The organism is Citrobacter sp. RHBSTW-00944, from assembly GCF_013615435.1.
Classification (GTDB): Bacteria; Pseudomonadota; Gammaproteobacteria; order Enterobacterales; family Enterobacteriaceae; genus Citrobacter; species Citrobacter braakii.
Window position 1 is genome coordinate 39751 of record NZ_CP055418.1, and the last position, 24839, is coordinate 64589.

Annotated in this window: 23 protein-coding genes; 16 read left to right on the forward strand and 7 right to left on the reverse strand. The window is 52.2% G+C overall.

What is annotated here, in order from left to right; all coding sequences use genetic code 11:
- From HV334_RS00185 to nepI, 4 genes are all read left to right on the forward strand, one after another.
- Positions 1 to 1329, forward strand: a complete 1329-nt coding sequence (locus HV334_RS00185) for an MFS transporter (protein ID WP_181221022.1) — start codon at positions 1 to 3, stop codon at positions 1327 to 1329.
- Between the two features lie 142 nt (positions 1330 to 1471).
- Positions 1472 to 2863 carry a hexose-6-phosphate:phosphate antiporter gene (gene uhpT, locus HV334_RS00190; RefSeq protein WP_003023929.1) on the forward strand — a complete coding sequence of 464 codons (1392 nt, stop codon included), beginning with the start codon at positions 1472 to 1474 and terminating at the stop codon, positions 2861 to 2863.
- 148 nt (positions 2864 to 3011) lie between these two features.
- Complete coding sequence (locus HV334_RS00195; protein WP_181221023.1) at positions 3012 to 3464, forward strand: DUF1198 family protein; 453 nt, start codon at positions 3012 to 3014, stop codon at positions 3462 to 3464.
- A gap of 168 nt (positions 3465 to 3632) precedes the next feature.
- Positions 3633 to 4817, forward strand: a complete 1185-nt coding sequence (gene nepI / locus HV334_RS00200; protein ID WP_016155040.1) for a purine ribonucleoside efflux pump NepI — start codon at positions 3633 to 3635, stop codon at positions 4815 to 4817.
- A 55-nt stretch (positions 4818 to 4872) separates the two neighbouring features.
- On the opposite strand, the gene HV334_RS00205 is transcribed toward nepI, so the two are convergent.
- Together HV334_RS00205 and HV334_RS00210 are read right to left on the reverse strand one after the other, a co-directional pair.
- A complete protein-coding gene (locus HV334_RS00205; RefSeq protein ID WP_181221024.1) occupies positions 4873 to 6255 on the reverse strand; it encodes a glycoside hydrolase family 1 protein in 1383 nt (460 codons plus the stop codon).
- A gap of 92 nt (positions 6256 to 6347) precedes the next feature.
- Complete coding sequence (locus tag HV334_RS00210; protein WP_019078023.1) at positions 6348 to 6641, reverse strand: YicS family protein; 294 nt, start codon at positions 6639 to 6641, stop codon at positions 6348 to 6350.
- 130 nt (positions 6642 to 6771) lie between these two features.
- Between HV334_RS00210 and HV334_RS00215 the strand changes: the two genes are divergently transcribed.
- The 10 genes from HV334_RS00215 to nlpA all read left to right on the forward strand — a co-directional run bounded on the left by HV334_RS00215 (position 6772) and on the right by nlpA (position 16792).
- Entirely contained in the window at positions 6772 to 7188 is a 417-nt protein-coding gene (locus HV334_RS00215) for a GNAT family N-acetyltransferase (protein ID WP_016155037.1), read from the forward strand.
- Positions 7189 to 7278: 90 nt separating this feature from the next.
- The gene (gene dagR / locus HV334_RS00220; protein ID WP_181221025.1) at positions 7279 to 10077 is read left to right on the forward strand and encodes a transcriptional regulator DagR; all 2799 of its coding nucleotides are present in this window, start codon (positions 7279 to 7281) and stop codon (positions 10075 to 10077) included.
- 120 nt (positions 10078 to 10197) lie between these two features.
- Positions 10198 to 10623: a PTS sugar transporter subunit IIA gene (locus tag HV334_RS00225; protein ID WP_047498758.1), complete on the forward strand. Its 426-nt coding sequence runs from the start codon at positions 10198 to 10200 to the stop codon at positions 10621 to 10623.
- 12 nt (positions 10624 to 10635) lie between these two features.
- On the forward strand, positions 10636 to 11121 hold the full coding sequence (locus HV334_RS00230) for a PTS system mannose/fructose/N-acetylgalactosamine-transporter subunit IIB (protein WP_003023959.1): 486 nt from the start codon (positions 10636 to 10638) through the stop codon (positions 11119 to 11121).
- Positions 11122 to 11265: 144 nt separating this feature from the next.
- The gene (locus HV334_RS00235) at positions 11266 to 12015 is read left to right on the forward strand and encodes a PTS sugar transporter subunit IIC (protein ID WP_181221026.1); all 750 of its coding nucleotides are present in this window, start codon (positions 11266 to 11268) and stop codon (positions 12013 to 12015) included.
- A complete protein-coding gene (locus HV334_RS00240) occupies positions 12012 to 12872 on the forward strand; it encodes a PTS system mannose/fructose/sorbose family transporter subunit IID (protein WP_005121522.1) in 861 nt (286 codons plus the stop codon). Before HV334_RS00235 ends, HV334_RS00240 begins: the two co-directional genes overlap by 4 nt.
- A 3-nt stretch (positions 12873 to 12875) precedes the next feature.
- Positions 12876 to 13985 (forward strand): D-glucosaminate-6-phosphate ammonia lyase, encoded by a 1110-nt coding sequence (gene dgaE / locus HV334_RS00245; RefSeq protein ID WP_047498755.1) that lies wholly within the window; start codon positions 12876 to 12878, stop codon positions 13983 to 13985.
- Positions 13972 to 14715, forward strand: a complete 744-nt coding sequence (locus HV334_RS00250; protein WP_047498754.1) for a 2-dehydro-3-deoxy-phosphogluconate aldolase — start codon at positions 13972 to 13974, stop codon at positions 14713 to 14715. Before dgaE ends, HV334_RS00250 begins: the two co-directional genes overlap by 14 nt.
- Before the next feature lie 209 nt (positions 14716 to 14924).
- On the forward strand, positions 14925 to 15851 hold the full coding sequence (locus HV334_RS00255; RefSeq protein ID WP_181221027.1) for an Rpn family recombination-promoting nuclease/putative transposase: 927 nt from the start codon (positions 14925 to 14927) through the stop codon (positions 15849 to 15851).
- Positions 15852 to 15973: 122 nt separating this feature from the next.
- On the forward strand, positions 15974 to 16792 hold the full coding sequence (gene nlpA / locus HV334_RS00260; RefSeq protein WP_046276188.1) for a lipoprotein NlpA: 819 nt from the start codon (positions 15974 to 15976) through the stop codon (positions 16790 to 16792).
- Positions 16793 to 16820: 28 nt separating this feature from the next.
- Here the strand turns inward: nlpA and HV334_RS00265 are convergent, their stop codons facing one another.
- From HV334_RS00265 to HV334_RS00275, 3 genes are all read right to left on the reverse strand, one after another.
- A complete protein-coding gene (locus tag HV334_RS00265) occupies positions 16821 to 17723 on the reverse strand; it encodes a carboxylate/amino acid/amine transporter (RefSeq protein ID WP_153689879.1) in 903 nt (300 codons plus the stop codon).
- A gap of 118 nt (positions 17724 to 17841) precedes the next feature.
- A complete protein-coding gene (locus tag HV334_RS00270; protein WP_181221028.1) occupies positions 17842 to 18147 on the reverse strand; it encodes a putative quinol monooxygenase in 306 nt (101 codons plus the stop codon).
- Between the two features lies 1 nt (position 18148).
- Positions 18149 to 19156: a zinc-binding alcohol dehydrogenase family protein gene (locus HV334_RS00275; protein ID WP_181221029.1), complete on the reverse strand. Its 1008-nt coding sequence runs from the start codon at positions 19154 to 19156 to the stop codon at positions 18149 to 18151.
- Between the two features lie 110 nt (positions 19157 to 19266).
- Between HV334_RS00275 and HV334_RS00280 the strand changes: the two genes are divergently transcribed.
- Together HV334_RS00280 and HV334_RS00285 are read left to right on the forward strand one after the other, a co-directional pair.
- Positions 19267 to 20172, forward strand: coding sequence for a LysR family transcriptional regulator (locus HV334_RS00280; RefSeq protein ID WP_181221030.1), 906 nt, complete (start codon positions 19267 to 19269; stop codon positions 20170 to 20172).
- A 355-nt stretch (positions 20173 to 20527) separates the two neighbouring features.
- Positions 20528 to 21364 carry a helix-turn-helix domain-containing protein gene (locus HV334_RS00285; RefSeq protein WP_181221031.1) on the forward strand — a complete coding sequence of 279 codons (837 nt, stop codon included), beginning with the start codon at positions 20528 to 20530 and terminating at the stop codon, positions 21362 to 21364.
- 60 nt (positions 21365 to 21424) lie between these two features.
- Here HV334_RS00285 and HV334_RS00290 read toward each other — a convergent pair whose 3' ends face one another.
- Positions 21425 to 22372: a fimbrial protein gene (locus HV334_RS00290; RefSeq protein WP_016155030.1), complete on the reverse strand. Its 948-nt coding sequence runs from the start codon at positions 22370 to 22372 to the stop codon at positions 21425 to 21427.
- Positions 22363 to 24825 (reverse strand): fimbria/pilus outer membrane usher protein, encoded by a 2463-nt coding sequence (locus HV334_RS00295; protein ID WP_181221032.1) that lies wholly within the window; start codon positions 24823 to 24825, stop codon positions 22363 to 22365. Before HV334_RS00295 ends, HV334_RS00290 begins: the two co-directional genes overlap by 10 nt.
- Positions 24826 to 24839 lie beyond the last annotated feature (14 nt).

Here is a 24839-nt window from a genome sequence, read left to right on the forward strand (position 1 = left end):
ATGTTTTCGTTTTTAAAAGCCCCAGTCAGCGCGCCGCTCATCACCGATAAGCGTGAAGTGGATGCCCTCTACCGCTACTGGCGGCGGCATATTCTGACCACTATCTGGCTCGGCTACGCGCTGTTCTATTTCACACGCAAGAGCTTCAACGCCGCCGTACCGGATATTCTCACCAGCGGCGTGCTGACCCGCAGCGACATTGGTCTGCTGGCGACGCTGTTTTACATCACCTACGGCCTGTCGAAGTTTGTTTCCGGTATCGTCAGTGACCGTTCCAACGCCCGCTATTTTATGGGGTTTGGGCTTATCGCCACCGGCGTGGTGAACATTCTGTTTGGCTTCTCCACCTCGCTCTGGGCTTTTGCGGTGCTCTGGGCGCTGAACGCCTTTTTCCAGGGCTGGGGGTCGCCGGTCTGCGCGCGTTTATTGACCGCGTGGTATTCGCGTACCGAACGCGGCGGCTGGTGGGCACTGTGGAATACTGCGCACAATGTTGGCGGGGCGCTGATCCCTATCGTGATGGCGGCGACGGCGCTGCTCTACGGCTGGCGTGCCGGGATGATGATCGCCGGGCTGCTGGCGATTGTAGTGGGGATTTTTCTCTGCTGGCGGCTGCGCGACAGGCCGCAGGCGATTGGTCTGCCGCCGATTGGCGACTGGCGCCATGATGAGCTGGAAATCGCCCAGCAGCAGGAAGGAGCAGGGCTGAGCCGTAAAGAGATCCTCACCCGCTATGTATTGCTGAATCCCTATATCTGGTTGCTGTCGCTGTGTTACGTGCTGGTGTACGTCGTCCGCGCCGCCATCAACGACTGGGGCAATCTGTATATGTCGGAGACGCTCGGCGTGGATCTGGTGACCGCCAATACCGCCGTGACCATGTTCGAATTGGGCGGATTTATCGGCGCGCTGGTCGCAGGCTGGGGCTCGGACAAACTGTTTAACGGCAACCGCGGTCCAATGAACCTGATTTTTGCTGCCGGAATTTTGCTCTCCGTGGGCTCGTTGTGGCTGATGCCGTTCGCCAGTTACGTGATGCAGGCGGCGTGCTTCTTCACCACCGGATTCTTCGTCTTCGGCCCGCAAATGCTGATCGGCATGGCGGCGGCAGAGTGCTCGCACAAAGAGGCAGCGGGCGCGGCAACCGGATTTGTCGGGCTGTTTGCCTATCTGGGGGCATCGCTTTCCGGCTGGCCGCTGGCGAAGGTGATGGAGGTCTGGCACTGGACCGGATTCTTTGTGGTGATCGCCATTGCGGCGGGGATTTCCGCGCTGCTGCTGCTGCCGTTTTTGAACGCCCAGGCTCCACGCGAACTCAACGAAGCGTGATGCACCTCACCTTTTTGCCCTGAGTAGGGCAAAACTAAGAAATTTTCCCGGTTTCACCTGGACGCTGTCTCAGGCGCGTCCCCCGGCTGATTTTTACAATGCCTGCCATTCGCAGGTATAAAAATTAGCTCGGGAGTGTCAAATGCTGGCCTTTCTAAACCAGGTACGCAAGCCGACCCTGGATCTGCCGCTCGATGTGCGGCGCAAAATGTGGTTCAAACCGTTCATGCAGTCCTATCTGGTAGTCTTTATTGGCTACCTGACCATGTATCTGATCCGCAAAAACTTCAATATCGCGCAGAACGACATGATCTCCACCTACGGGCTGAGCATGACGCAGCTGGGAATGATTGGCCTGGGCTTCTCCATCACCTACGGCGTGGGTAAAACGCTGGTTTCCTACTACGCAGACGGCAAAAATACCAAGCAGTTCCTGCCGTTTATGCTGATCCTCTCCGCCATCTGTATGCTCGGCTTCAGCGCCAGCATGGGAGCGGGTTCAACCAGCCTGTTCCTGATGATCGCCTTCTACGCGCTGAGCGGTTTTTTCCAGAGTACTGGCGGCTCGTGTAGCTATTCCACCATCACCAAATGGACGCCGCGTCGCAAGCGGGGTTCTTACCTCGGTATGTGGAATATCTCCCATAACCTCGGTGGTGCGGGTGCGGCTGGCGTGGCGCTGTTTGGCGCCAACTATCTGTTCGACGGTCACGTCATTGGTATGTTTATCTTCCCGTCAATTATCGCCCTGATTGTCGGCTTTATCGGCCTGCGCTACGGCAGCGACTCCCCGGAGTCTTATGGCCTCGGTAAAGCTGAAGAGCTGTTCGGCGAGGAGATAAGCGAAGAGGACAAAGAGACTGAAGAAAATGAGATGACCAAATGGCAGATCTTTGTTGAGTACGTGCTGAAAAACAAAGTGATCTGGCTGCTGTGCTTCTCCAACATTTTCCTGTACGTGGTGCGCATCGGTATCGACCAGTGGTCCACTGTCTACGCTTTCCAGGAGCTGAAGCTCTCCAAAGAAGTGGCGATTCAGGGCTTTACCCTGTTTGAAGTGGGCGCGTTGGTCGGCACGTTACTGTGGGGTTGGCTCTCTGACCTGGCTAACGGTCGTCGTGCGCTGGTAGCCTGCGTGGCGCTGGCGTTGATTATCGCAACTCTGGGCGTTTATCAGCACGCCAGCAACCAGTATGTCTATCTGGCTTCGCTGTTTGCGCTGGGCTTCCTGGTGTTCGGTCCTCAGCTGTTAATCGGCGTTGCAGCCGTCGGATTCGTACCGAAAAAAGCGATCGGCGCAGCCGATGGGATTAAAGGCACCTTCGCATATCTGATTGGTGACAGCTTCGCCAAGCTGGGTCTGGGGATGATTGCCGACGGCACGCCGATTTTCGGTCTGACCGGCTGGGCGGGCACGTTCGCCGCGCTGGATACCGCCGCCATCGGTTGTATCTGTCTGATGGCCATTGTGGCCGTGTTTGAAGAACGTAAAATTCGCCGCGAGAAAAAAATTCAACAATTGAAAGTCGCTTAAGTTAAGTGTGCATTGGTAACTTTTGCCCGCCTGAATGGCGGGCTTTTTTATGTCGCGGATCCATCCTGAATCGTGTTGATACGTTCAGTCGTCGACAGAGAGGAATTTGCCGTTATGATGGGCATCCTGTCTGGTAATGGATGTGCGCATGATTTGGATAATGCTGGCCACATTGGTCGTTGTTTTTGTAGTGGGTTTTCGGGTGTTGACGTCCGGATCTCGACGGGCAATTCGCCGTCTGAGCGAGCGACTGAATATTGATGTTGTGTCGGTAGAGTCGATGATCGATCAGATGGGAAAAGTACAGGGTGAGGCTTTTTTACAGTACCTCCACCGCCCAGATGAATCGCATCTGCAAAATGCTGCCCAGGTGTTGTTGATCTGGCAAATCGTTATTGTCGACGGCAGTGAGTCGAATCTGCTGCAATGGCACCGTTGGCTGCAAAAAGCCCGATTGGCCACGCCGATTACTGACGCACAGATGCGTCTGGCGCTCGGTTTTCTGCGCGAAATAGAGCCGGATATGCAGGAGTTTAATGCGTTTCAGATGCGCTATAACGCCTTTTTCCAGCCCGAAGATGGCGTGCACTGGCTGCACTGACAGTCATGCCTGTTGGCGTTACGTGACTCAGGCCGACAAAGGGACCCTGCCGCTGGTCGAATAAGACACGTCGACATTCAGCGGTAAAGTTGCCAAAACGTTAAATGCGTCACAGATTTAGTGTTACACTGCGTAACTTTTCTGCAATAACCCCACGCAGGTAACAAAATGAGTGAAGCTGTTGAACAAAAATCCCGCGCTGAGGCAAATGCCCGACCGAACTGGTCGGCGGTATTCGCTGTGGCGTTCTGCGTTGCCTGCCTGATAACCGTTGAGTTTCTGCCCGTTAGCCTGTTAACGCCGATGGCGCAGGATCTGGGGATTTCTGAAGGTGTTGCCGGACAATCGGTGACTGTGACGGCATTTGTTGCCATGTTCGCCAGCCTGTTTGTGACGCAAATTATCCAGGCGACCGATCGTCGCTACGTGGTGATCGTGTTTTCGGTGCTGCTGACGCTCTCCTGCCTGCTGGTTTCCTTTGCCAACTCTTTTTCACTGCTGCTCATTGGCCGCGCCTGTCTCGGTCTGGCGCTTGGCGGATTCTGGGCGATGTCGGCGTCGCTGACCATGCGTCTGGTTCCCGCCCGTACGGTACCGAAAGCGCTGTCGGTGATTTTTGGCGCGGTCTCTGTCGCGCTGGTGATTGCCGCGCCGCTGGGGAGTTTTTTGGGCGGTATTATCGGCTGGCGCAACGTGTTTAATGCGGCGGCGGTAATGGGCGTGCTGTGCACGATTTGGGTGGTGAGAGCGCTGCCGTCGTTGCCAGGTGAACCTTCGCATCAGAAACAAAATATGTTCAGCCTGCTGCAGCGCCCGGGGGTGATGGCCGGGATGATTGCCATCTTTATGTCCTTTGCCGGACAGTTCGCCTTCTTTACCTATATTCGCCCGATCTATATGAATCTGGCAGGCTTTGAAGTTGATGGCCTGACGTTGGTGCTGCTGAGTTTTGGTATCGCCAGCTTTGTCGGGACGTCGCTCTCCTCGGTAGTTCTGAAGCGCTCGGTCAAACTGGCCTTAGCCGGTGCGCCGCTGGTGCTGGCGCTTAGCGCGCTGGTCCTGATCCTGTGGGGTAGCGACAAAGTTGTGGCGGCAGGTATTGCGATTATCTGGGGCCTGGCGTTTGCGTTGGTTCCGGTCGGCTGGTCGACGTGGATCACCCGATCGCTTGCCGATCAGGCAGAAAAAGCCGGATCCGTCCAGGTCGCCGTGATCCAGCTTGCCAATACCTGCGGGGCAGCGGTGGGAGGCTATGCGCTCGATAACCTCGGACTGCTTTCGCCCCTGATGCTTTCCGGCAGCCTGATGCTGCTGACGGCGCTTCTGGTCACGATGAAGGTCAGAATACAGTGAGATTGTTGCCTGATGGCGCGCAGCTTTCAGGCAACACCGCTATCTGACGACTGAATCAATCAAAACCCTTGTTTTCGGCGGTATGGGCAAACCATTCGCCGCTTTTCTTCACCGTACGTTTTTGCGTATCTAAATCTAACTGGACAAAACCGTAGCGGTTTTTATATCCATTGAGCCAGGACCAGTTATCAATAAAGGTCCACATATGGTAGCCAAGACAATTACACCCTTCGCTAATGCCTTTATGTAGCCATTTAAGATGCGCGGAAACAAATTCAATGCGGTAGCTGTCGTTGATTTGGTCCTGCTGAATAAAACGTTGCTCATTTTCGACTCCCATGCCGTTTTCAGAAATAAAACAGCGCGGGTTGCCGTAGTTATCACGCAGATTAGTAATAATATCGTATATACCTGGCTCGTAAATTTCCCAGCCACGGTAAGGGTTCATTTTACGCCCCGGCATTTCGTAATAATCAAACAGCCACTCCGGCATAAACGGCGCGTCAGGATTGACGGCAGTATCACGACATTTCACGCGGCGCGGCTGATAATAATTAATACCGAGCAGGTCGATTTTGCCATCGGCGATGAGCTGACTGTCGCCTGGCCGACATGCTGGGAGTTGATCGTACTCTTTTAGCAGCTCTATCAGATCCGCCGGATATTCACCTTTTAGCACCGGGTCAAGGAAGCTGCGGTTAAACAGCAGATCCGCATGGTGCGCAGCTTTTACATCCGCCGGGTGTTGTGAGCGCGGATAAGAGGGCGTTAAATTCAGGATCACACCGATTTCACCGTCATAACTTCCGGCGTGGTACGCGCGCACCGCCGTGGAATGCGCCAGTACGGTGTGATACGCCACGGTGGCCGCGCGTTTGAAATCCACCACATTAGGGTAATGGAAGTCATACAGATAGCCGCCTTCTACCGGGACAATCGGTTCGTTAAAGGTGAACCAGTGCTTCACCCGATTGCCGAACAAGGTAAAACAGGTTTGTGCGTAGCGACCAAACGCCTCAACCACATCACGGTTTTCCCAGCCACCTTTCTCCTGCATCACCATCGGCATATCGAAGTGGAACAGGGTGATAAATGGCGTAATGCCTTGCGCCAGCAGCTCATCGATGACGTTGTTATAGAAATCAACTGCCTGCGGGTTGACGTCGCCAGTACCGTCCGGGATCAGTCGTGACCAACTGATTGAAGTGCGGAAGCTGTTGTGCTTCAGCTGTTTGAGCAGTGCGATGTCCTGTTTCCAGTGCTGATAAACGGTCGAGGTGTTCGCCGGGCCAATCTCCTGATGGAAACGCCCAGGCTGGCGGTCGAACCACACGTCCCATGTCGTCTGGCTTTTGCCGCCGTTCAGACTATCCCCTTCGGTTTGCAGCGCCGAGCAGGCACTGCCCCACCAAAAGTTTTCGGGAAAACGGTATCGCATTATCTTGCTCCTTGATGTGTTTCATTTCCCTACACAATAGGCGATTTTGCAAAACAGAAACCGGTTACAGCACTCGTTTTTCAATGCGATAGTTACAAATCCGGGCATTCAACTTTGCCCAGCGCTTCCCAGTAGTTGTTCTGATTGTTTCTTTGTATTGCCAGAATGGCTTCGCGGATGTGTTGCTGATTACGCGTATCAGCCATAATCGTTTTTTCCCACACCTCATCCGATGGCGACCCCTGCGGGGTACAAATCTTGCGTAAATCCTTCAATACGGTGTTTTTTTCATGAACGGACTGTAGAGAGCCATAAGCCGAATCGGCCTGCGCCAAACCCGGCAGCATGAAAAGAATGGCAATAAGCGGTAAAACGGCTTGTTTCATGATAATAATCCTTGTTGTCGATGCGCATCATCTCAAGAGTAAGTGTAGACGGCATGCGCCTCACTCATCAGCCTGTGTTAATTTCTAAAAAGAAAATCAGCCAGAAGTTTTAGTTTTTCAGGAGGATAGGATGCAAATACAGATTACAGATACCATTACTGAAGACGATCAAAATGCTCTGCTTGTTGGATTGCGCGCCTACAATCGCCAGTTTCTGAGGACCACCAATTTTGGCGACCTGGCGGTGTACTGGCGCGATGAGCACAATGAAATACTGGGCGGGCTGATCGGTAAAATCAAAGGCGAATGGCTGTGCATTGATTTCCTGTGGATGCATGACTCGCTGCGTAAAGGCGGTTACGGCACAAAGTTGATGCAGGCCGCTGAACAGACGGCGCGTGAGAGAGGATGCCTGCATGCGCTGGTGGACACGATGAGTTTCCAGGCGCTGCCGTTTTATCAGAAAAACGGCTATCAGTTGCAAATGACCCTCGATAACTTTCCAGAAACCGGTTCCGCGCGCCATTATTTGTCGAAAACGTTTTGATGACCGGAAGGACTGGACGCCGCCTCACTTTCTTGCGTAGCAGAATAGTGTATGTTCTGAACAATCATTTATTTCTTAAGCGGTAAAGAGATGAGACGGATTGAGATAATACTGGGGGAGCTGGAACGGCTGACGCGAGGACTGAATCTTGCCCATCTGGCGCAGGAAACGGCGTTCACAGCGGAGGCAATCGGCTTTAACCTTGGACTGGCGCGCAACTCGGTCAGTAAAGATCTCAATCAGCTCTGGAACGACGGTCTGGCGATTAAAAGCCGTGGGCGCCCGGTATTCTTTCTGCACCGCCAGGCGATTGAAACGTTGCTGGGGCGCAAACTGGATGAGTCCGAGCGCGAAGTGCAAACAGTTGCCGACCTGTTGCCTGTTCAGGAAAACCAGGCGACAGACGATCCCTTTGTCGGCCTGATTGGTTACGATCGCAGCCTGCGCGATGCGGTGGAAAAAGGTCGTGCGGCGGTGCTGTATCCTCATGGACTGCATGTTCTGCTAACTGGTCCCTCCGGCGTCGGTAAAACCTTTTTTGCCGAACTGATGCACCGTTTCGCCTGCGAGCGTGCAGTGGGAACGCCCCCACCGCTGGTCTATTTCAACTGCGCAGAATACGCCCATAACCCGGAGCTGCTCTCTTCGCATCTGTTTGGTCATCGACAGGGGGCATTTACTGGCGCAAACGAAAATAAACCCGGTCTGGTCGAGCAGGCCGACGGCGGCTATCTGCTGCTTGATGAAGTGCATCGTCTACCGTATGAAGGTCAGGAAAAGCTGTTCTCTATTCTCGACAAAGGTGAATACCGGCCGTTAGGTTCAAGCGCCGTGGTGCGTTCTATTTCGGTACGCTTGATTTGTGCCACTACCGAACCAGTAAGTTCGGCATTGTTGCGTACCTTCCAGCGGCGTATTCAGGTGTGTATCGATCTCCCCAGCATCCGCCAGCGCTCAGTGGAAGAGCAGGTCGAACTGATTGTTGGCTTCTTACAGCGTGAGAGCCGCAAAATCGAGCGTACGATAAGCATCGACCGTACCCTGCTGCTCTGGCTGCTGAACAAGCCGCTGGAAGGCAATATTGGGCAGCTCAAGAGCGACATTCAGTTTCTCTGCGCCCAGGCTTGGGCCTCGGGGATGACGGAGCACAGCGATACGCTACAGTTGGATAAACGTCTGGCAGATATTCCGTTTAACGCCACGCCGGAACAGCGTCTGCTCATTGGTACGATGTTTGAAGGCAAAGAGCACCTGAGCATTGATGCCCGCACGCTGCCCGCACTGAAAAATTCGCTGGCCACCGGAGCCGAAATAGAAGAGAGCGATCTCTTTTACAGCTTCCTGACCCGGGAATATATCAACCTGCGTAACAGCAACGTACCGCCAGCCGAAACGCTGGCAATCCTCAAAAACAAACTCAGCTCAATTTTTGAATATGGCCTCTACAGCCGCGACAACGTGGCGCATCCCCCGCGCTATGGCGATCAGATTGAAGAGCGCGTCACGCTGCTGATCGGCAGCGTTGAACAGGTGCTTGGTTTCACGCTGCCGGAAAATCTGATTAACCCGCTGCGCAAACACTTCCTGGCGCTGATTGGCTACGTACAGCGTGGACTTATTCCCCAACTTTATTCTTCCAGCCTGATCCTCGATCGCTGTAAAGATGAATATGAAAACGCCACGCTGTTATGCCGAAAAATCAATGAACTGCTGCATATTCAGTGTCCGGCGACGGAAGTGGTCTGGCTATGCTTGTTCCTCAAAGAGTGTCGCCATTACCGCCAACGGATTGATGCCAGTCCGGACTGCGGGGTGATTTTGATTGCCCATGGTGCGACGACCGCCACAAGTCAGGCACAGTACGTGAATCGCGTGCTGGAGCGCGAGGTGTTCAGCGCTATCGATATGCCTTTCGAGCAGTCGGTGCATGACACACTGGAAGCCCTGACGCAGATGATCCACACCCGGCAATATCGTCGGTTGATCCTGATGGTGGATATTGGTTCTCTGATCCATTTTGGTAGCACTATCAGTAAATTATTCCAGATAGACGTTCTGCTAATGCCCAATATCACGCTCACCAGTTTGCTGGAGATAGGGCTGGATTTAAGCTACGAAACCAGTGATCTACCGCAGCTGGAGGCGTTGATGCAGAGCAAAAATATACCCTGTCAGCTCTGTACGCCGCAGCAGGAAAACTGCGGTAAAGTGCTGGTCATCTCCTGCATCACCGGCATGGGAACGGCGGAAAAAATCAAAAAGGTGCTGGAAGAGAGCTTCGGCGAGCTGATGTCGCAGGATACGCGGATGGTTATCCTTGATTACAACGAAGTGCGTAGCCTGGAACGCGTTCAACAAGCGATAAACCCCAGTGAACGTCTGGCGGGAATCGTCGGTACTTTCCAGCCGGGACTGCCGGACATTCCGTTTATCTCGCTCGAGGAGTTGTTCTCTGAGCAAGGCCCCGAGCTGGTGCTCAGCCTGCTGACGCCGGATCTCTCCAGTAGCGAACGCCGTCTGGAGATGGAGCGCAGTGCGATGCGCTTTATCAGTGCGTTGACTATGGAGAGCATCATTAACCATATTTCGGTGCTCAACCCACAGCGCATTCTGAAAGAGATAGAAGGTGTGCTTAACCATCTGACCACTGCGCTTTCTCTGAAACCGAGTCGTCAGGTGACACTGCGCTTCCTGATTCATTGCTGCTGTATGGTCGAGCGTATCGTGATTAACCGCAAACCGTTACAGATGGCGCTGGAGAATAAACCGGATCTGGATATTCGCGCGTTTAGTGTCATTAAATCTGCTTTCCTGCCGATAGAAGAGGCCTATGCCATCCGGTTATCGGATGCGGAATATTTTTATATCTACGAACTGTTGTATAGCTAATCCTTTGTTTGGGTGGGGCTTTTCGCCCCGCCGGCATCCACAAATCCCCGCGTGACACAAATACTGGCACAACCTTTGCTCTGTTTACCTATGTCTATGTAATTGAGCCAGGAGGCCATTTTGACTACCACTGAATCCTTGCCCCAGATCCTGCTGCTGACCCATGGCGGCTGGGGGCAACAGCTTTGCAACAGCTTGCGCATGGTGATGGGTGAAATCAAAGGCGTTACGGAAATTTCCCTGATGCCTGTTGATACGCTCGGCGAGTTTTATCAGCGCGTTGAAGCCGTGGTGAAAACCATGCCGGAAGGCTCACTGATCCTGACTGATTTTATTGGCGGCACGACCTCCAACGTGGCAGCGCGGCTGAGTGCTGATTACCCGGTAGCAGTGATTTCAGGGCTCAACGCCTCTTTGTTACTGGAGGCGCTTGATAAACGCGAGCATGGCCAACTGACCACCTGCGTGGCCGATCTGGTCGAGGCTGGGCGTAGCAGCTGCCTGGACGTTGTTGCCCACGTACGTCAACTACAACAATCACAATAAGGAATAAACATCATGGCAAACATCGTCTTATGTCGTATCGACAGCCGTCTGATTCATGGACAAGTGGTGACCAAATGGGTTGGGCAATCTCAGGCAAACCGGATTGCGGTTGTTAGCGATGAGCTGGATGCCGATCCGTTTATGAAAAATATCTACCTGATGGCCGCGCCCCCGAACATCAAAGTGGATTGTTTCGGTAACCAAAGTTTTGCGGCCGCCTGGAAAGAAAACCAGCTTGGTGACGGCAAAGTACTGGTGCTGTTCCCCTCTCTGGCGGCGGTGCAGGAAGCGGTTCAACTGGGCTTTGATGTCACCACTATTCAGGTTGGTGGGCTGGGTGGGGGGCCAAACCGCAAAGCGGTATTCCAGAACATTACACTGGATGAAAAAGACGTCGGCATTCTGAGCGACCTGAAAAATCGTGGGATTCAGGTGTTCTTCCAGACTATCCCGGAAGATAAGCCGCAGTCGCTGGACGATATCCTGAAAAAATTCTAACCATTTAGCATACACAAAATCATTCTGGATGCATCGAGGCGGCAACTGAGTGAATCCCCAAAGCTTACTGAAGTAAGTGATTGGGGTGAGCGAAGGCAGCCAACAAAGAGGCAGCCTGAAGGATGACGTGTACAGGAAAATATTATGGATACTTTAGTCTTTGCAAGCCTGATGGGATTGTATTACTGGTTTGCCCGCTTACGCCTTGGCTACACCTTCTCCGCCATGCTGCTACAGCCGGTGGTGATTGCCGTATTCGTTGGTCTGCTGTTAGGCAACATGGAAACGGCGATGATCATAGGTGCAGGGATGCAGTTGGTTTACCTCGGTGTGACCTCGACGCCAGGCGGTAACGTCCCGTCGGATCCGGCGCTGGCCGCCTGTATTTCAATTCCTATCGCCGTGAAGGCCGGAATGGACCCGAATCTGGCTATCGCGCTGGCCATTCCATTTGGCGTCATTGGCGTATTCCTCGATCAGCTGCGCCGCACGTTAAACGCCGCGTGGGTTCATATGGCCGACAAGCATGCGGAAACGGCAAATATGGCGGGCATTATGCGCTGTGCGTTCCTCTACCCGGCGTTGCTTGGCCTGGTACTGCGTTTCCCGGTGGTTTTCGCCGCCAACTATTTTGGTCAGGACGTTGTGGAAAGCTTCCTGAAGCTGATGCCGCATTGGTTGACTCACTCCTTTGAAATTATGGGTGGCATTCTGCCGGCGCTGGGCTTCGCCATCACCATTATGGTGATCGGTAAAAAGAGCCTGCTGCCGTGGTTTATCGGCGGATTCTTTGCAGTGCTGTACCTGAAAGTGGGCATCATGGCGATGGCAATCTTTGGTACCTGCGTGGCCTTCCTGATTAAAGGTCTGGCGAAAAATGAAGGAGCAGCATGATGAGCAGCGACGTAATGCAGCATGAATTGGTGGAGCGCGCACGTGAAAGCGGCACGTTGACCAAAGCAGATATCACTAAAGCCTGGTTTATTTACTGGCTGGGCGCTGAAGTTTCCAGCTCCTATGAACGTTTGCAAAGCCTGATTTTCTGCGCCTCAATGACGCCGATCATCAAAAAACTCTACCCGCAAAAAGAGGAGCAGGTGGAAGCGCTGAAACGCCATCTGAACTTCTTCAACTCAGAGCAGACGTTTGGGGCGGTGATTCAGGGGATCTCCATTGCGATGGAGGAACAGAAAACTCGCGGCGAGCCGATTAGCGATGCCTCAATTACCGGGATTAAAACCGGGTTGATGGGGCCGCTGGCCGGGATGGGAGACTCAATCATCTGGGCTGCTGTTATGCCGCTGTTAATTGCTATTTTCATCCCATTTGCCGCTAATGGCAGCGCGATGGGCGGAATTGTACCTTTAATCCTCTATCCAGCCATTACGTTGGCAATCAGCTATGGCATGGTTCACAAAGGCTATACGCTGGGGCGTGATTCGATAATTGGTCTGCTGCAGGGAGGGAGAATTAAGGAGCTTATCTACGGTGCGAACGTGCTGGGCCTGATTATGATGGGCGCGCTTTCTGCAAGCTACGTCAAGATCACCACGCCGTTAAAACTCAGCGCCCTGAAAGGCTCTGAAGTGGTGGTCCAGCAAATCCTCGACTCCATTGCTCCCGGCCTGTTGCCGCTGGCGGCGGTGTTCGCCATTTACTTCTATCTGGTGAAGAAAGGGCCGCGTTATACCACGATTTTGCTGTCGATTGTCGCGCTCAGCGTGGTCTGTTCGCTGCTGGGAGTACTGTAAGCCATGACACAAAATATTTACCAACAACTGGGACTAAGACAGGTCATTAACGCCTGCGGCAAGATGACGATTCTGGGCGTTTCCAGCGTGGCGCCGGAGGTGATGCAAGCCACTGTGCGAGCTGCCTCAGCCTTTGTTGAAATTGATCGGCTGGTGGACCGCACCGGTGAACTGGTTTCCCGCTACACCGGCGCTGAAGACAGCTATGTCACTTCCTGTGCATCAGCGGGTATTGCGATTGCTGTTGCTGCCGCCATTACCCGCGGTGACCAGGCGCGAGTCTCGCTGATGCCGGACAGTGCGGGTATGGCGAATGAAGTAGTCATGCTGCGCGGGCATAACGTCGACTATGGTGCGCCCATCACCAGCGCCATTCGCTTGGGTGGCGGGCGGGTGGTGGAAGTAGGGTCAAGTAATCTGGCGGCCCACTGGCAGTTGCAGAGCGCAATTACCGACAACACCGCCGCACTGCTGTACGTGAAATCGCACCACTGCGTACAGAAAGGCATGTTGAGCATTGCGGACTTCGTGCAGGTCGCGCAGGTTCACAACCTGCCGCTGATTGTCGATGCCGCTGCCGAGGAAGATTTACACGCCTGGGTGGCGAGCGGGGCGGATATGGTGGTCTATAGCGGGGCAAAAGCTTTTAACGCGCCGACCTCCGGGTTTATCACCGGGAAGAAACAGTGGATTGCCGCGTGTAAAGCGCAGCACCACGGGATTGCCAGGGCGATGAAAATCGGCAAAGAGAATATGGTCGGGCTGGTGTATGCCCTGGAAAACTATCATCAGGGCCAAACTGTGACCACTGCTGAAGAGCTCTGGCCCGTGGCGCAGGCGATTTCAGACATTCGTGGACTGGATGCGGATATTGAGCAAGACGAAGCCGGACGCGCTATCTGGCGGATTCGTATTCGGGTAAATGCGCAGGTGTTGGGGATAGATGCGTACGCCGTAGAAGCGCAGCTGCGCGGGGGTGATATCGCGATTTACGCTCGTCGTTACAACCTACATCAGGGCGTTTTCAGTCTTGACCCGCGTACGGTCGCTGAAGGGGAAATGGCGCTGATTGTGGCGCGACTAAAGGAGATTGCAGCGCATGCAGCACATTAATTTTTATCGTAATAAAGTGGCCATTAACGTGCTGGCGAAGGATATCGCCAATGCGCGGGAAATCTATGATGCTGCCGAAGGCCATGCGGTGATTGGTATCCTTTCCGCTCAGTTTTCCTCGGTTGAGGAAGGGGTTCAGGAAGTGAAGCGCTGGATGACCGACGTGCCGTCGGTTTCCGTGGGGTTGGGGGCAGGTGATCCTGCGCAGTATTACAAAGCGGCAATGATTGCCTCTCAGGTTCATCCGGCACACGTCAACCAGACCTTTACCGGCTGCGGCTTTGCGGCAGGGGCGCTGGCGGCAACGGGCGGTGAACAGACCCATATCAACGCACTGGTCAGCCCGACGGGCACGCCAGGGGAAGTGTTGATCTCGACCGGCGTCAGCAGCAGCCAGGGCACACCAGCTCGAGTTTCCTGCGATGCCGCAGTACGCATGATGTTGGATTCTGGCGCGCATGCCGCTAAGTTTTTCCCGATGGGCGGTGAGACATCGTTGCCAGAGCTGTACGCACTGGCGACGATCGCGGCGCGAAACGGTATGACGCTGATTGAACCGACCGGCGGTATCGATCTCGATAACTTCGGCATTATCCTGCAAACCTGTCTGGAGGCTGGAGTGCCGCGCGTCATGCCGCATGTTTACAGCTCGATTATTGACTCACAGACCGGTAATACCCGGCCTGCAGATGTCGTCAGGTTGATGGAGATAGTGAAAGCCCTGATGTGATATTGCCATCGTCGGATGGCATACAAAAATGCCCGGAGGTGCTCACGCTTACCGGGCATTTTTGCGAACACCATTCCCTGCAAATGAATACATTGCAAAAGTATGTATTTATTCGCCAAAGCGTCTCGCAGATAGAAAAGTTCCCTGATGTTGTGTGCGCTACTGGCGAGTAAGGTTCCGTCATCTTGTACTTCTGGTGACGGACCGCCATGAAAAAAAATACAACGTCTATACCGCATGATGCGGTATTTAAAAAGTTCTTAAGTCACCCAGAAACGGCACGGGATTTTCTTGATATCTACCTACCTGCAGCATTACGTGAACTTTGCGATCTGAACACACTGAAGCTGGAATCCGGGAGTTTTATAGAGGAAGACCTGCGTGCCAGTTATTCCGATGTTCTGTGGTCACTGAAAACGAGGACCGGAAAAGGCTATATCTACGCGTTGATTGAACACCAGAGTTCATCGGATGCTCATATGGCATTCCGGCTGATGCGTTACGCTATTGCCGCGATGCAAAATCACCTTGATGCCGGACACAAAAAGCTGCCGCTGGTGGTTCCGATACTTTTTTACCATGGCGTTGCTAGCCCGTACCCTTTTTCACTGTGTTGGCTGGATGAGTTTGACGATCCAGAAACGGCGCGGCAGCTTTATGGCGCGGCCTTTCCGCTGGTAGACATCACGATGGTGTCTGATGATGAGATTATGCAGCATCGGCGGATGGCGCTACTGGAACTTGTCCAGAAGCATATACGCGAGCGCGATTTGATGGTGCTAGTGGATAAACTGGTTGCCTTGCTGATTAAGGGACACGCTAATGACAGTCAGGTAGAAACGCTATTTAATTACCTGGTTCAGTCTGGCAGCGCACCACGTTTTGAGGCGTTTATTCGAAAGGTTGCACTGTGCGTTCCCCAACACAAGGAGAGATTAATGACTATCGCAGAATGCTTACGTGAGTCGGGGCATCGCAGTGGCCTGCAGGAAGGACTGCAAAAGGGATTACTTGAAGGCAAACAGGAAGAAGCGTTGCGGATAGCCCAAGCCATGCTTGAAAAGGGGATTGATCGTGAACTGGTGCTAATTATTACTGGGCTTTCCTTTGATGAGCTAACGGCACATTCCGATTAATTTTCCTTTTCGCATTATGCTTTTTTCTTCTTGCTGATGCTTTTTCGTTTTTTAAACCGCAGCGGCCTTCCCGCTATAGTCATTTCATTACTCATCAGGCGGTTATTGCAAAAGGATAAAACGTGAAACTGAAGATACCTTATTTTGGGGCTGGGGCGGCGTTATTACTGGCGGGATTATTGCTGGCAGGATGCGATCAGCAGAACAATGATGCAAAGCATATTAAAGTGGGCGTGATTAACGGCGCAGAGCAGGATGTGGCGGAAGTCGCGAAGAAAGTCGCTAAAGAAAAATATGGCCTGGAGGTGGAGTTGGTGGGGTTTAGCGGTTCTCTGCTGCCCAACGATGCCACTAATCATGGTGAGCTGGATGCCAACGTCTTCCAGCATCGTCCGTTCCTTGAACAAGATAATAAAGCGCACGGCTATAAGCTGGTAGCGGTGGGCAATACCTTTGTGTTCCCGATGGCGGGTTATTCGAAGAAAATCAAAACTGTTGATGAACTAAAAGACGGTGCGACGATTGCGATACCTAACGATCCGACCAACCTTGGGCGGGCGCTGTTGCTGCTACAAAAAGAGAAGTTAATCACGCTGAAAGCGGATACCGGCCTGCTGCCAACGGCGCTGGATATTACGGATAATCCGCGACATCTGAAAATTATGGAACTGGAAGGGGCGCAGCTACCGCGCGTGCTGGACGATCAAAAAGTGGATGTGGCGATTATCAGTACCACCTACATCCAGCAAACCGGGCTTTCTCCGGTACATGACAGCGTATTTATCGAAGACAAAAATTCACCGTACGTGAACATTCTGGTGGCGCGAGAAGACAATAAAGATGCCGAGAATGTGAAAGAATTCCTGCAATCTTATCAGTCACCGGAAGTGGCGAAGGCGGCAGAAACTATCTTTAACGGCGGCGCAGTTCCGGGCTGGTAATCGTCACCCGTTGCCGCGCCAGTTGGGGTTAAACCGCTCTGGCGCGGCGACGTGAGTCCATTGAGATAAGCACGACCGATGAGAGGATCAAAAGCGTACCCAGCCAGTCTGGCAGGGTAAAGGTGATGCCTAACAGCAGCAGGGACAGCAACGCACTGCTCAACGGTTCCGCGCAGCTTAAAATGCTCGCTTTCGGTCCGCCAATCATCTGCGCGCCTTTCAGGTACAGGCTAAACGTGAGTGACGTGCCGATGACCACCAGATAGAAAAACGCCAGAACCAAACTGCCATTTACCACGAAATGAGTTCCCTGCCCGGCATAGAACGGCAGTAGGATCATTCCACCGATTAACATACTCCAGCCGACGACTGGCAACGTGCCGTAGCGCGCGATGAGCGTTGAGGGGTAGGTGGTATAGAATGCGGCGGCAAACGCCGAGGCTATTCCCCAAAACAGCGCGGCAGCTGAGATAGATAACGACGTCGGATTACCGTGGGTGACCAGTAAGAAGGTACCGATGAGTGAGGTGAAGATCGCCGTCAGCACTAAAATCCCCGGCCGCGCTTTGCGCACCACGGAGAACCACGCCACGATAATGGTCGGTGACAAAAATTGCAGCACCGTCGCGGTGGCGGCGTTGGATTTTTCGATGGTCAGCAGGAAGGTTAGCTGTACGGTGAGTGCCCCGACCACGGAAAAAATCAGCAGGCTGATGGCGTCCTTGCGGTTTTTGATAATGGAGAATACGTTGTCGCCGTGAACGAAAGAGAGCATCAGCAGAATGAGCCCCGCGAAAATCAGGCGCGTCATGGTCAGAAACTGCGACGACATCTGGCTTTGCTCCATGATGTACTGCGCGCAAACGCCTGAACTTCCCCATAATACGGCGGCAATCAGGACGTTCATCATCCCTCTTCTGGTGGAACTCATCTTTCCCTCTGCATGTTGTTTTGTTTTATTTGTGTGCAGGCATCATAGCAGAGATAGCGAAGCGAGTGAGACATGACGGGCACAGCCCCCCACACCGCAGGGGGCTTCGGCAGTCATCTTACGGCGCAATCGGCGTCAGATAATCCAGTCGTAGCGGTTCGGCCAGCAGCTCGTTCATTTGCAGAATAAACGTCTGGAAATGGGGCAGGGCGATATGCTCGTCCAGACCGGCCTGACCGCGCCAGGATTCACGAACGTAGAAGACATCCGGTGTGTCGCGCAACTGGAACAGGGCATACTCAATATTGCCCGGCTCCTGGCGCGTGGGCAGCAGCAGAGCCTGCAGCGCCTGTTTCAGTGCGTCGATTTTCCCCGGTCTGGCTTTCAGTACCGCAATAATTGAAATCACCTTTGAATCAGACATGTTAAAACCCCTCCAGCACAATCTTGCCGACTGAACGACCGGTTTCAATTTGCGCGTGCGCTTTTTGCAGATTCGCCGCGTTGATTGCGCCAAAATGCTCGCCCAGCGTGGTGCGAATGGTGTTGTCATCGATCAACTGTGCCACGCGGGTTAATAGCTGATGCTGCGCAATGATGTCGTGGGTGGTAAACATCGAACGGGTAAACATAAATTCCCAGTGCAGCGAAATGCTTTTGGCCTTCAGTGGACGTGCATCGAGGGTTTGCGGATCGTCAATCAGCGCCAGTTTGCCCTGCGGCGCCAGGGCGGCAATAATTTGCGGGTAGTGCTGCTCGGTATTGTTCAGGCTGGCAACGTGCGTCACCTCTTTAATGCCTATCCGAGCCAGCTCTTCCATCAGCGGCTTGCTATGGTCAATCACGTGATGAGCGCCTGCTTCACGTACCCATTTCTGGCTCTGTGGACGTGAAGCGGTACCGATGACTGTCATTTTGGTCAGCTTACTGGCCAGTTGCGTCAGGATAGAACCGACGCCGCCAGCAGCGCCAACAATCAATAACACATCATTTTCATTGCCATTTTCCTCAACGCCCAGACGGTCGAACAGCATTTCCCAGGCGGTGATGGCGGTCAGCGGCAGTGCCGCAGCAGAAGCGTTGTCCAGCGATTGCGGCTTCAGCGCGGTAATACGTTCATCAACCAGCTGAAATTCACTGTTACTGCCAGCGCGACCCAGCGCACCGGCGTACCAGACTTCATCGCCAGGAGCGAACAGGGTGACTGCTTCACCCACGGACTTCACTACGCCAACGGCGTCCCAACCCAGCACGCGGGGCACATTAGCGTTAAAACCTTCGCGGACCTTGGTATCAACGGGGTTGACGGAAATGGCCTTCACTTCAACCAGCAGATCGTGCCCGGAGGCGACGGGCATGGGCAGGTCAATCTCTTGTAAAAATTCAATGTTACTGCCGTCGGTTGCGGCGCGGGTAATAGCGATGGCTTTCATAATCTCTCCGGTTAATAAACCTTCTATCTGTTGAATAATTCGATGGTAAACCGGTAGCAGAACGGGAAAAATAGCCCTTCGGCGACAGGACTTATACTCGGGGAGTGAAAATGTTCCGGCTTGAAGATCTCACGTTGTTTGTCCGCGCCGCGGCGCTAAATAGTTTTAGCGATGCCGCACGCGAAGTCGGCGTTCAGCCTGCTCAGGTCAGTTCTGCTATTAAGCGCCTGGAATCTACGCTGGCTATCCGCTTGTTCGCCCGCTCCACGCGCAGTCTGCGCCTGACGCCGGAAGGTGAGGTCTGGCTACCCTATGCCCGCCAGATGCTGGACGTGATGCATGCCGGACTGCAAAAAATTCAGACCCCGGAAGATGAAGTTTCAGGCACGCTGCAAATCGCCGTACCTTCCGATCTCGGTCGGAACCTACTGCTGCCGGTCTTTCAGTCGTTTCGACGCCGCTATCCCGCGCTGCGCCTGCGGATTTTTTTCTCCGACCAGGTGACGGATGTCTTTAAAGACCCCGTCGATGTTGCGTTTCGTTATGGCAACACCGAAGACGCATCTTACATTGCGCTGCCTGTCGCACCGGGTAACCGACGCGTGCTGGTGGCATCACCGGAATGGGTTTTGCAAAACGGCGCGCCGCAAACTCCGGATGATTTAACACAGCTCAACGCCATGACCTTCGTCTTACGCGGACGCCTGCACGATCGCTGGACGTTTACGCATAACGGCGAGGTTAGCAGTGTGCAGGTAAACGGCACCATTATGAGCGACGATGCTGCAGTAATCCGACGGCTGGCGATTGCCGGAGAAGGCATCGCGTACAAGTCGTGGCTGGATGTCAGCGAGGATGTGCGTGATGGACGATTGCAGCTACTGATGCCTGATTACCTGGGCGAGAAAGCCCCGCTAAATATGATTTGCCCACATCGTAAGCAGCTTTCAACGGCTGTCCGTCTGCTGCATGACGCCGTGAAGGCGCGGTGTGACACGTTGGGCGTTTCCCCGTGAGGTGTTCAATTGCAGGAATATTATTCGATAGCCATACGCATAAATAATAGCTAATCTCTGTTGCGGGCATTAATCTGATCGGAACGCCGATCAGTTAGTGATAATTGTTTCATTGAGTATAGTTTCTTCGATTAATATTGTTTCTTAAATTAATGCAGTGTTTATAATATTTATGTTAAGAATTTTTTGGTCGATGATTTAATGACTTGTATATTTATTAAAAGGTATTTGACGAGATACCTTCCGCTACGATATAAAACATAATAGCCCCGATACATACCTATTTCTTTGCCTGATTGTTAAACGCATTGATGCTTTTTGTTATTACGTTATTTATTGGGGTAGGAGAGGGCCATTGAAGTCAAAGACTATAAATGATGTATTGTATTATATAGAAGATAATTTTGTTTCAGGCATTGGTATTGATGACATTTCACAGTTTTCCGGATACAGCCGCAGGCATATACAGAATATTTTAAAGCAGCGAATAAATATGCCTGTGGGGCTTTATATTCGTAGGCGACGGATAACCAAAGCAGCAAGCTTGTTACGCCTTACTCATATGGATATTATCGATATTTCAGTGCGGGTGGGATTCGATTCTCAGCAATCTTTCTGCCGTGAATTTAAAAAACTAACCGGTTATACCCCCACAGAATACCGTAAAAATCCCAGTTGGGATCTTTCGCCGTTAATGTCGTTTGTACTACGCAGTGATATTGTTGTCGGCGAATTGCAACTACGTACCTTACCTGCTGATACCGTGCATGGATTTCAGTACAACTATGACACACCAATCCCGCCTGCCAGTGACTCACATCTGCATCGATTAAATCTAATATTTGAGCAACTTACCAGTTCAAAACAAAATGTGTGGGCATTAACCGATTTCTCGTCTAATCCAAACTCAATGATGCGGTTGAAAGTTAAAAGCATCATTGGTAATAAAAGTCATCATTCGCCCAATGCCTATAATCGTTATGAGTGTCCTTCGGGAATGTATGCCTGTTTTTCATTCAGATTCAAGAAAGAGGACTATCCACTCTATTCAAGATATATTTATTTTAAAATGTTGCCGGAGAGTAAATTAAAAAGAAAGGCAGGTTATGATATTGAAATATTCCATTATAACCAAGAGGATCTTAAAAACAAAATAATTACCTGTGATCATTACATTCCGATAGATACGTAATGTAAAAAAGCTCCACTTGCGTGGAGCAAAGACCTCGCAGTACGCCTAGATTAGGATTGATTATTGGTACTCAGCATTGAAATACAAAACTGAACGTACAATGCCGGGACTGACATTGTTAGCTGTTTGATAATACTGAGCATAAAACGGGATGGAATGATTACCTTTATCTTGAGGCGCTAAATTGATATATGAAGGTGTATTGAATTTAACAGGCTGTTGTTGTTGATCTAACACCTGAATGCCGATGCCAGCAGCGCCTTTGGGGTGGATATTCTTTAGTACACCGATAATACTGCGGTGACCATTCTCTGTGTCGCTCCAGCTTAGAATAACCCGGGAAGGCGTGGTAAAATCACTTTTACAGAGAAGGTCGATAGTAAATGGTTTTCTTCCCGCAGTGCTTCCATAGCCTCTGAATTGCTCAAGTGCTATATCGGGCAGTTTGACGTTGATCGAGCGGTTACCTTTGATTGCGCATGAACGGTTGAGCATCGTGATATATTTTGCCGGCACAATGATATCCACCACGGGCAACGATTGAGCCTCACTTCTGATTTGCAGGTTGATGGAGCCCGCAGCGGCTCCTGCCGCAAGCTGATCATCCAGTTTGATCAGCTCAATCTTTATTTTGCTGTTTCTGAATTCATCTGCCGTCGCTCTGAAAGTTGATGGCCACTGGATCGTTTGTCCGGTTGAGGTTTCCAGGGTGACTTTAATGCCAATCCCACTCACATTGCTGCGTATAATACCGGGTTGTTTCATTGCGGACCGATCGCCAATAATCTGTGCGGAAAAAGGCTGGTTGTTAGTACAGCCTGACGCCTGAATATTCTGTAGCGAAAGCGTGCGCGTCTGAATAACTCCCCCTGACTGGATTGATTGCTTATCGTTAACGATTTCCGGCGACAAAATAAACTTTTGTGTGGTCAGGGTACATGCAGCACTGGCTGTCTGATGAATGCCCAAGGCACAGCCCAGAATTAAAGCGGTTCGTATTACCGACATGTGGCCTCCTGGTTTTTTAACACGATCGTACATTTCCCTGTTTCCAGTGAAACGAACACTTCTGGTGAGGTGGTTTCATCAATATAAAGCGCACCGCCTTGTCCGACGTAGCCGACATGATTATTGGCATTGTCGCGGATGATGGCACCGAATGGCATTCTCTGCTGACCCTGCAGGCGGGGATAAATAATGTTCTGTTTTCTGAGCGTCGTTTCAAAGGTGACTGGAATGACATTACCTTCGTAAGGCGCAATCTTGGCCTGGGTTTTAGTAAAGTTCAGACCTTCAGTTGAACCTTTTGGATCGATAGTAACGTCATTCACGCGCCACGGACGAAGCCAGGGCAGAATGGCGTAGCCATTTTTATCGAAGCGGGTTCCAGGTACGCCTTCAAGATGAGCGCCATGCGCATCAGGCGCATAGACCAGCGCGACGGTATCTGAGCGCTCTGGCGAGAAGGTTATTCCCCCCGCGTGCCCAACCAGCATGCCACTCATTCCACCGCTTACCTGGTGCCATGAGTTACTCTGACTCCACGTCCCGTTCAGCGAGGTATAAGGCGTACGCACCATGCCGTTTGCTCCCCATTCCACACTACCGCCGCGGAGATAGCCGGTATTTGCTCCCCAAACGATATTGTTTTCCTCATCAGTCGAGGTCGTGAAGCCGAGGCGTGTATTGCTGGCTTTGCCGTTATCGCTATAGCTATCAGAGGAGATCTGCGTAAAACCGGCGTTATCCCGGGGCAGGAAATAGCTGAATGAGAGCATGATTTGGTCATCTTTGGTGACCGAACCCTGTTGATCCTGATTCCAGAAACGTTGGGCGGATATACTCCAGGTCAGGTTGCCCCAGGCATTGGTGTATCCCACGGCATACTGGCGATAATTATCCTGCTGATCCCAGAACTTCTTAAGAGAGCCGGATAAATAGAATGAGCCCCAGGTATCGGATAACGGCTGATTAATACTGGCGCTAAACGACTGCTTCTCGCGTGACGAGAAATATTGGCTGACGAATGCCTGTGCATCCAGGGCATCCAGCGCATCGCGTTGACCGTAAAAGTGATGTGAACTGTATTTTGCTTCCAGCCAGAGCGCGGTTGCCGACCAGGGTAGGGTGCTATTCCATGTCAGACGATACTGTTGTCCTTGTTGACGATTGTCCTCAAGCTTCAGGCGCGATTGGGTGATATCAAGGGCGAATGCGCCGAGTTGGGTGTTCAGACCGCTACCGATGAGGGCTGACTGATAGCGCTCGAATCCAGAGGCCCCGGTATACAACGTTAAATAGTTGTTCAGGCCATACTGCCAGTAGGCCTGGGCTAAAAACGGATCTTCATCATAATTATCTTCATCGACGGTGCCGAGAGTGATGCCATAGCGCGAAATGCCGGGTTTTAGTAGCTGTGGTACCGAAGAGTATGGAACGGTAAAGCGGCGGATACGCCCGTCTGATTCCTGAATCGTGACCAGCAACTCGCCGCCAGTATTCGCGGGCAACACGGAATCAATCGAGAATGGCCCAGCCGGAACCGAAGACTGATGAATGGTTTGACCATCCTGGGTGACGGTAATACGGGCGTTGGTCTCAGCTACGCCGCGAATAATCGGCGCCCAGTTCAGCGTGCTATCCGGGCGCATTAAATCCTCAGAAGCCAATCCCACTCCGAGAATAGCCATACTGTCGAACATCTGGCTGTCAGTATAGAACTTGCCAGCGCTTAACATGGATTTCCAACGAGTGATGGGCCGTTTTAGCGTCGTGCGATTATTGGCGTAATGGCTACCTATTTTGCTGTCCCAATTTTGGCTACCAAAATGTTCAATTAGCCACCCTCCAGCAGAGCTTCGGATATCCATTCCCACCCAGGCGCTGTCCGTACTTGAACGATCGTTACCACGTTGCTGGGTGCTGTAATAATCGGCGTTATAGCTGAAATTAATCGCCGGCGCCCCTGGTTGCCAGAGTTCAGGTTGGACATAATTGTTTTCGATATTATCAACATAAGCCTGCGGGATGGTGATGCGCAGCTCAAGCTGGCTGGTGTTGAGTCTCTCCGTTGCTTTCCCGCTGGTGTCCCAATCGGCAATGCTGCCGCAGCGTGAAGGGTGAGCGGCCAGCGTTTGATTCATTTTTTCTGGGTTAATGCCCACGCCTTTGATAAATGCTTCTGAATAACAGCTAACTAAATCGCCGTGATTATCTTTTTTGAATAAGAGTTCACGACGTCCACGCCAGTTATCATTAATATAAATATCTACGATATATGTCCCAGGCAATAAGCCTGCGGCATTAAAGGACTGCAAATCGTTAAGTGAAGCATTGCCCATTAAGATGGCATTATCAAATTCATATCGGCTAGTGCTGTCTGCATGAAGCATGGCTGAAAATAACGAACCATATAAAATTACGCAGCCGGGTATGGTTAAGATCCTTTTACGTAAGCCCATTGTGTATTCCTTTT

Bases quoted from the DNA above. Each gene is read 5' to 3' on its own strand.
- HV334_RS00185 (WP_181221022.1), top strand. From the start codon at position 1: ATGTTTTCGTTTTTAAAAGCCCCAGTCAGCGCGCCGCTCATCACCGAT.
- uhpT (WP_003023929.1), top strand. From the start codon at position 1,472: ATGCTGGCCTTTCTAAACCAGGTACGCAAGCCGACCCTGGATCTGCCG.
- HV334_RS00195 (WP_181221023.1), top strand. From the start codon at position 3,012: ATGATTTGGATAATGCTGGCCACATTGGTCGTTGTTTTTGTAGTGGGT.
- nepI (WP_016155040.1), top strand. From the start codon at position 3,633: ATGAGTGAAGCTGTTGAACAAAAATCCCGCGCTGAGGCAAATGCCCGA.
- HV334_RS00205 (WP_181221024.1), bottom strand. From the start codon at position 6,255: ATGCGATACCGTTTTCCCGAAAACTTTTGGTGGGGCAGTGCCTGCTCG.
- HV334_RS00210 (WP_019078023.1), bottom strand. From the start codon at position 6,641: ATGAAACAAGCCGTTTTACCGCTTATTGCCATTCTTTTCATGCTGCCG.
- HV334_RS00215 (WP_016155037.1), top strand. From the start codon at position 6,772: ATGCAAATACAGATTACAGATACCATTACTGAAGACGATCAAAATGCT.
- dagR (WP_181221025.1), top strand. From the start codon at position 7,279: ATGAGACGGATTGAGATAATACTGGGGGAGCTGGAACGGCTGACGCGA.
- HV334_RS00230 (WP_003023959.1), top strand. From the start codon at position 10,636: ATGGCAAACATCGTCTTATGTCGTATCGACAGCCGTCTGATTCATGGA.
- HV334_RS00235 (WP_181221026.1), top strand. From the start codon at position 11,266: ATGGATACTTTAGTCTTTGCAAGCCTGATGGGATTGTATTACTGGTTT.
- HV334_RS00240 (WP_005121522.1), top strand. From the start codon at position 12,012: ATGATGAGCAGCGACGTAATGCAGCATGAATTGGTGGAGCGCGCACGT.
- dgaE (WP_047498755.1), top strand. From the start codon at position 12,876: ATGACACAAAATATTTACCAACAACTGGGACTAAGACAGGTCATTAAC.
- HV334_RS00250 (WP_047498754.1), top strand. From the start codon at position 13,972: ATGCAGCACATTAATTTTTATCGTAATAAAGTGGCCATTAACGTGCTG.
- HV334_RS00255 (WP_181221027.1), top strand. From the start codon at position 14,925: ATGAAAAAAAATACAACGTCTATACCGCATGATGCGGTATTTAAAAAG.
- HV334_RS00265 (WP_153689879.1), bottom strand. From the start codon at position 17,723: ATGAGTTCCACCAGAAGAGGGATGATGAACGTCCTGATTGCCGCCGTA.
- HV334_RS00270 (WP_181221028.1), bottom strand. From the start codon at position 18,147: ATGTCTGATTCAAAGGTGATTTCAATTATTGCGGTACTGAAAGCCAGA.
- HV334_RS00275 (WP_181221029.1), bottom strand. From the start codon at position 19,156: ATGAAAGCCATCGCTATTACCCGCGCCGCAACCGACGGCAGTAACATT.
- HV334_RS00280 (WP_181221030.1), top strand. From the start codon at position 19,267: ATGTTCCGGCTTGAAGATCTCACGTTGTTTGTCCGCGCCGCGGCGCTA.
- HV334_RS00290 (WP_016155030.1), bottom strand. From the start codon at position 22,372: ATGTCGGTAATACGAACCGCTTTAATTCTGGGCTGTGCCTTGGGCATT.
- HV334_RS00295 (WP_181221032.1), bottom strand. From the start codon at position 24,825: ATGGGCTTACGTAAAAGGATCTTAACCATACCCGGCTGCGTAATTTTA.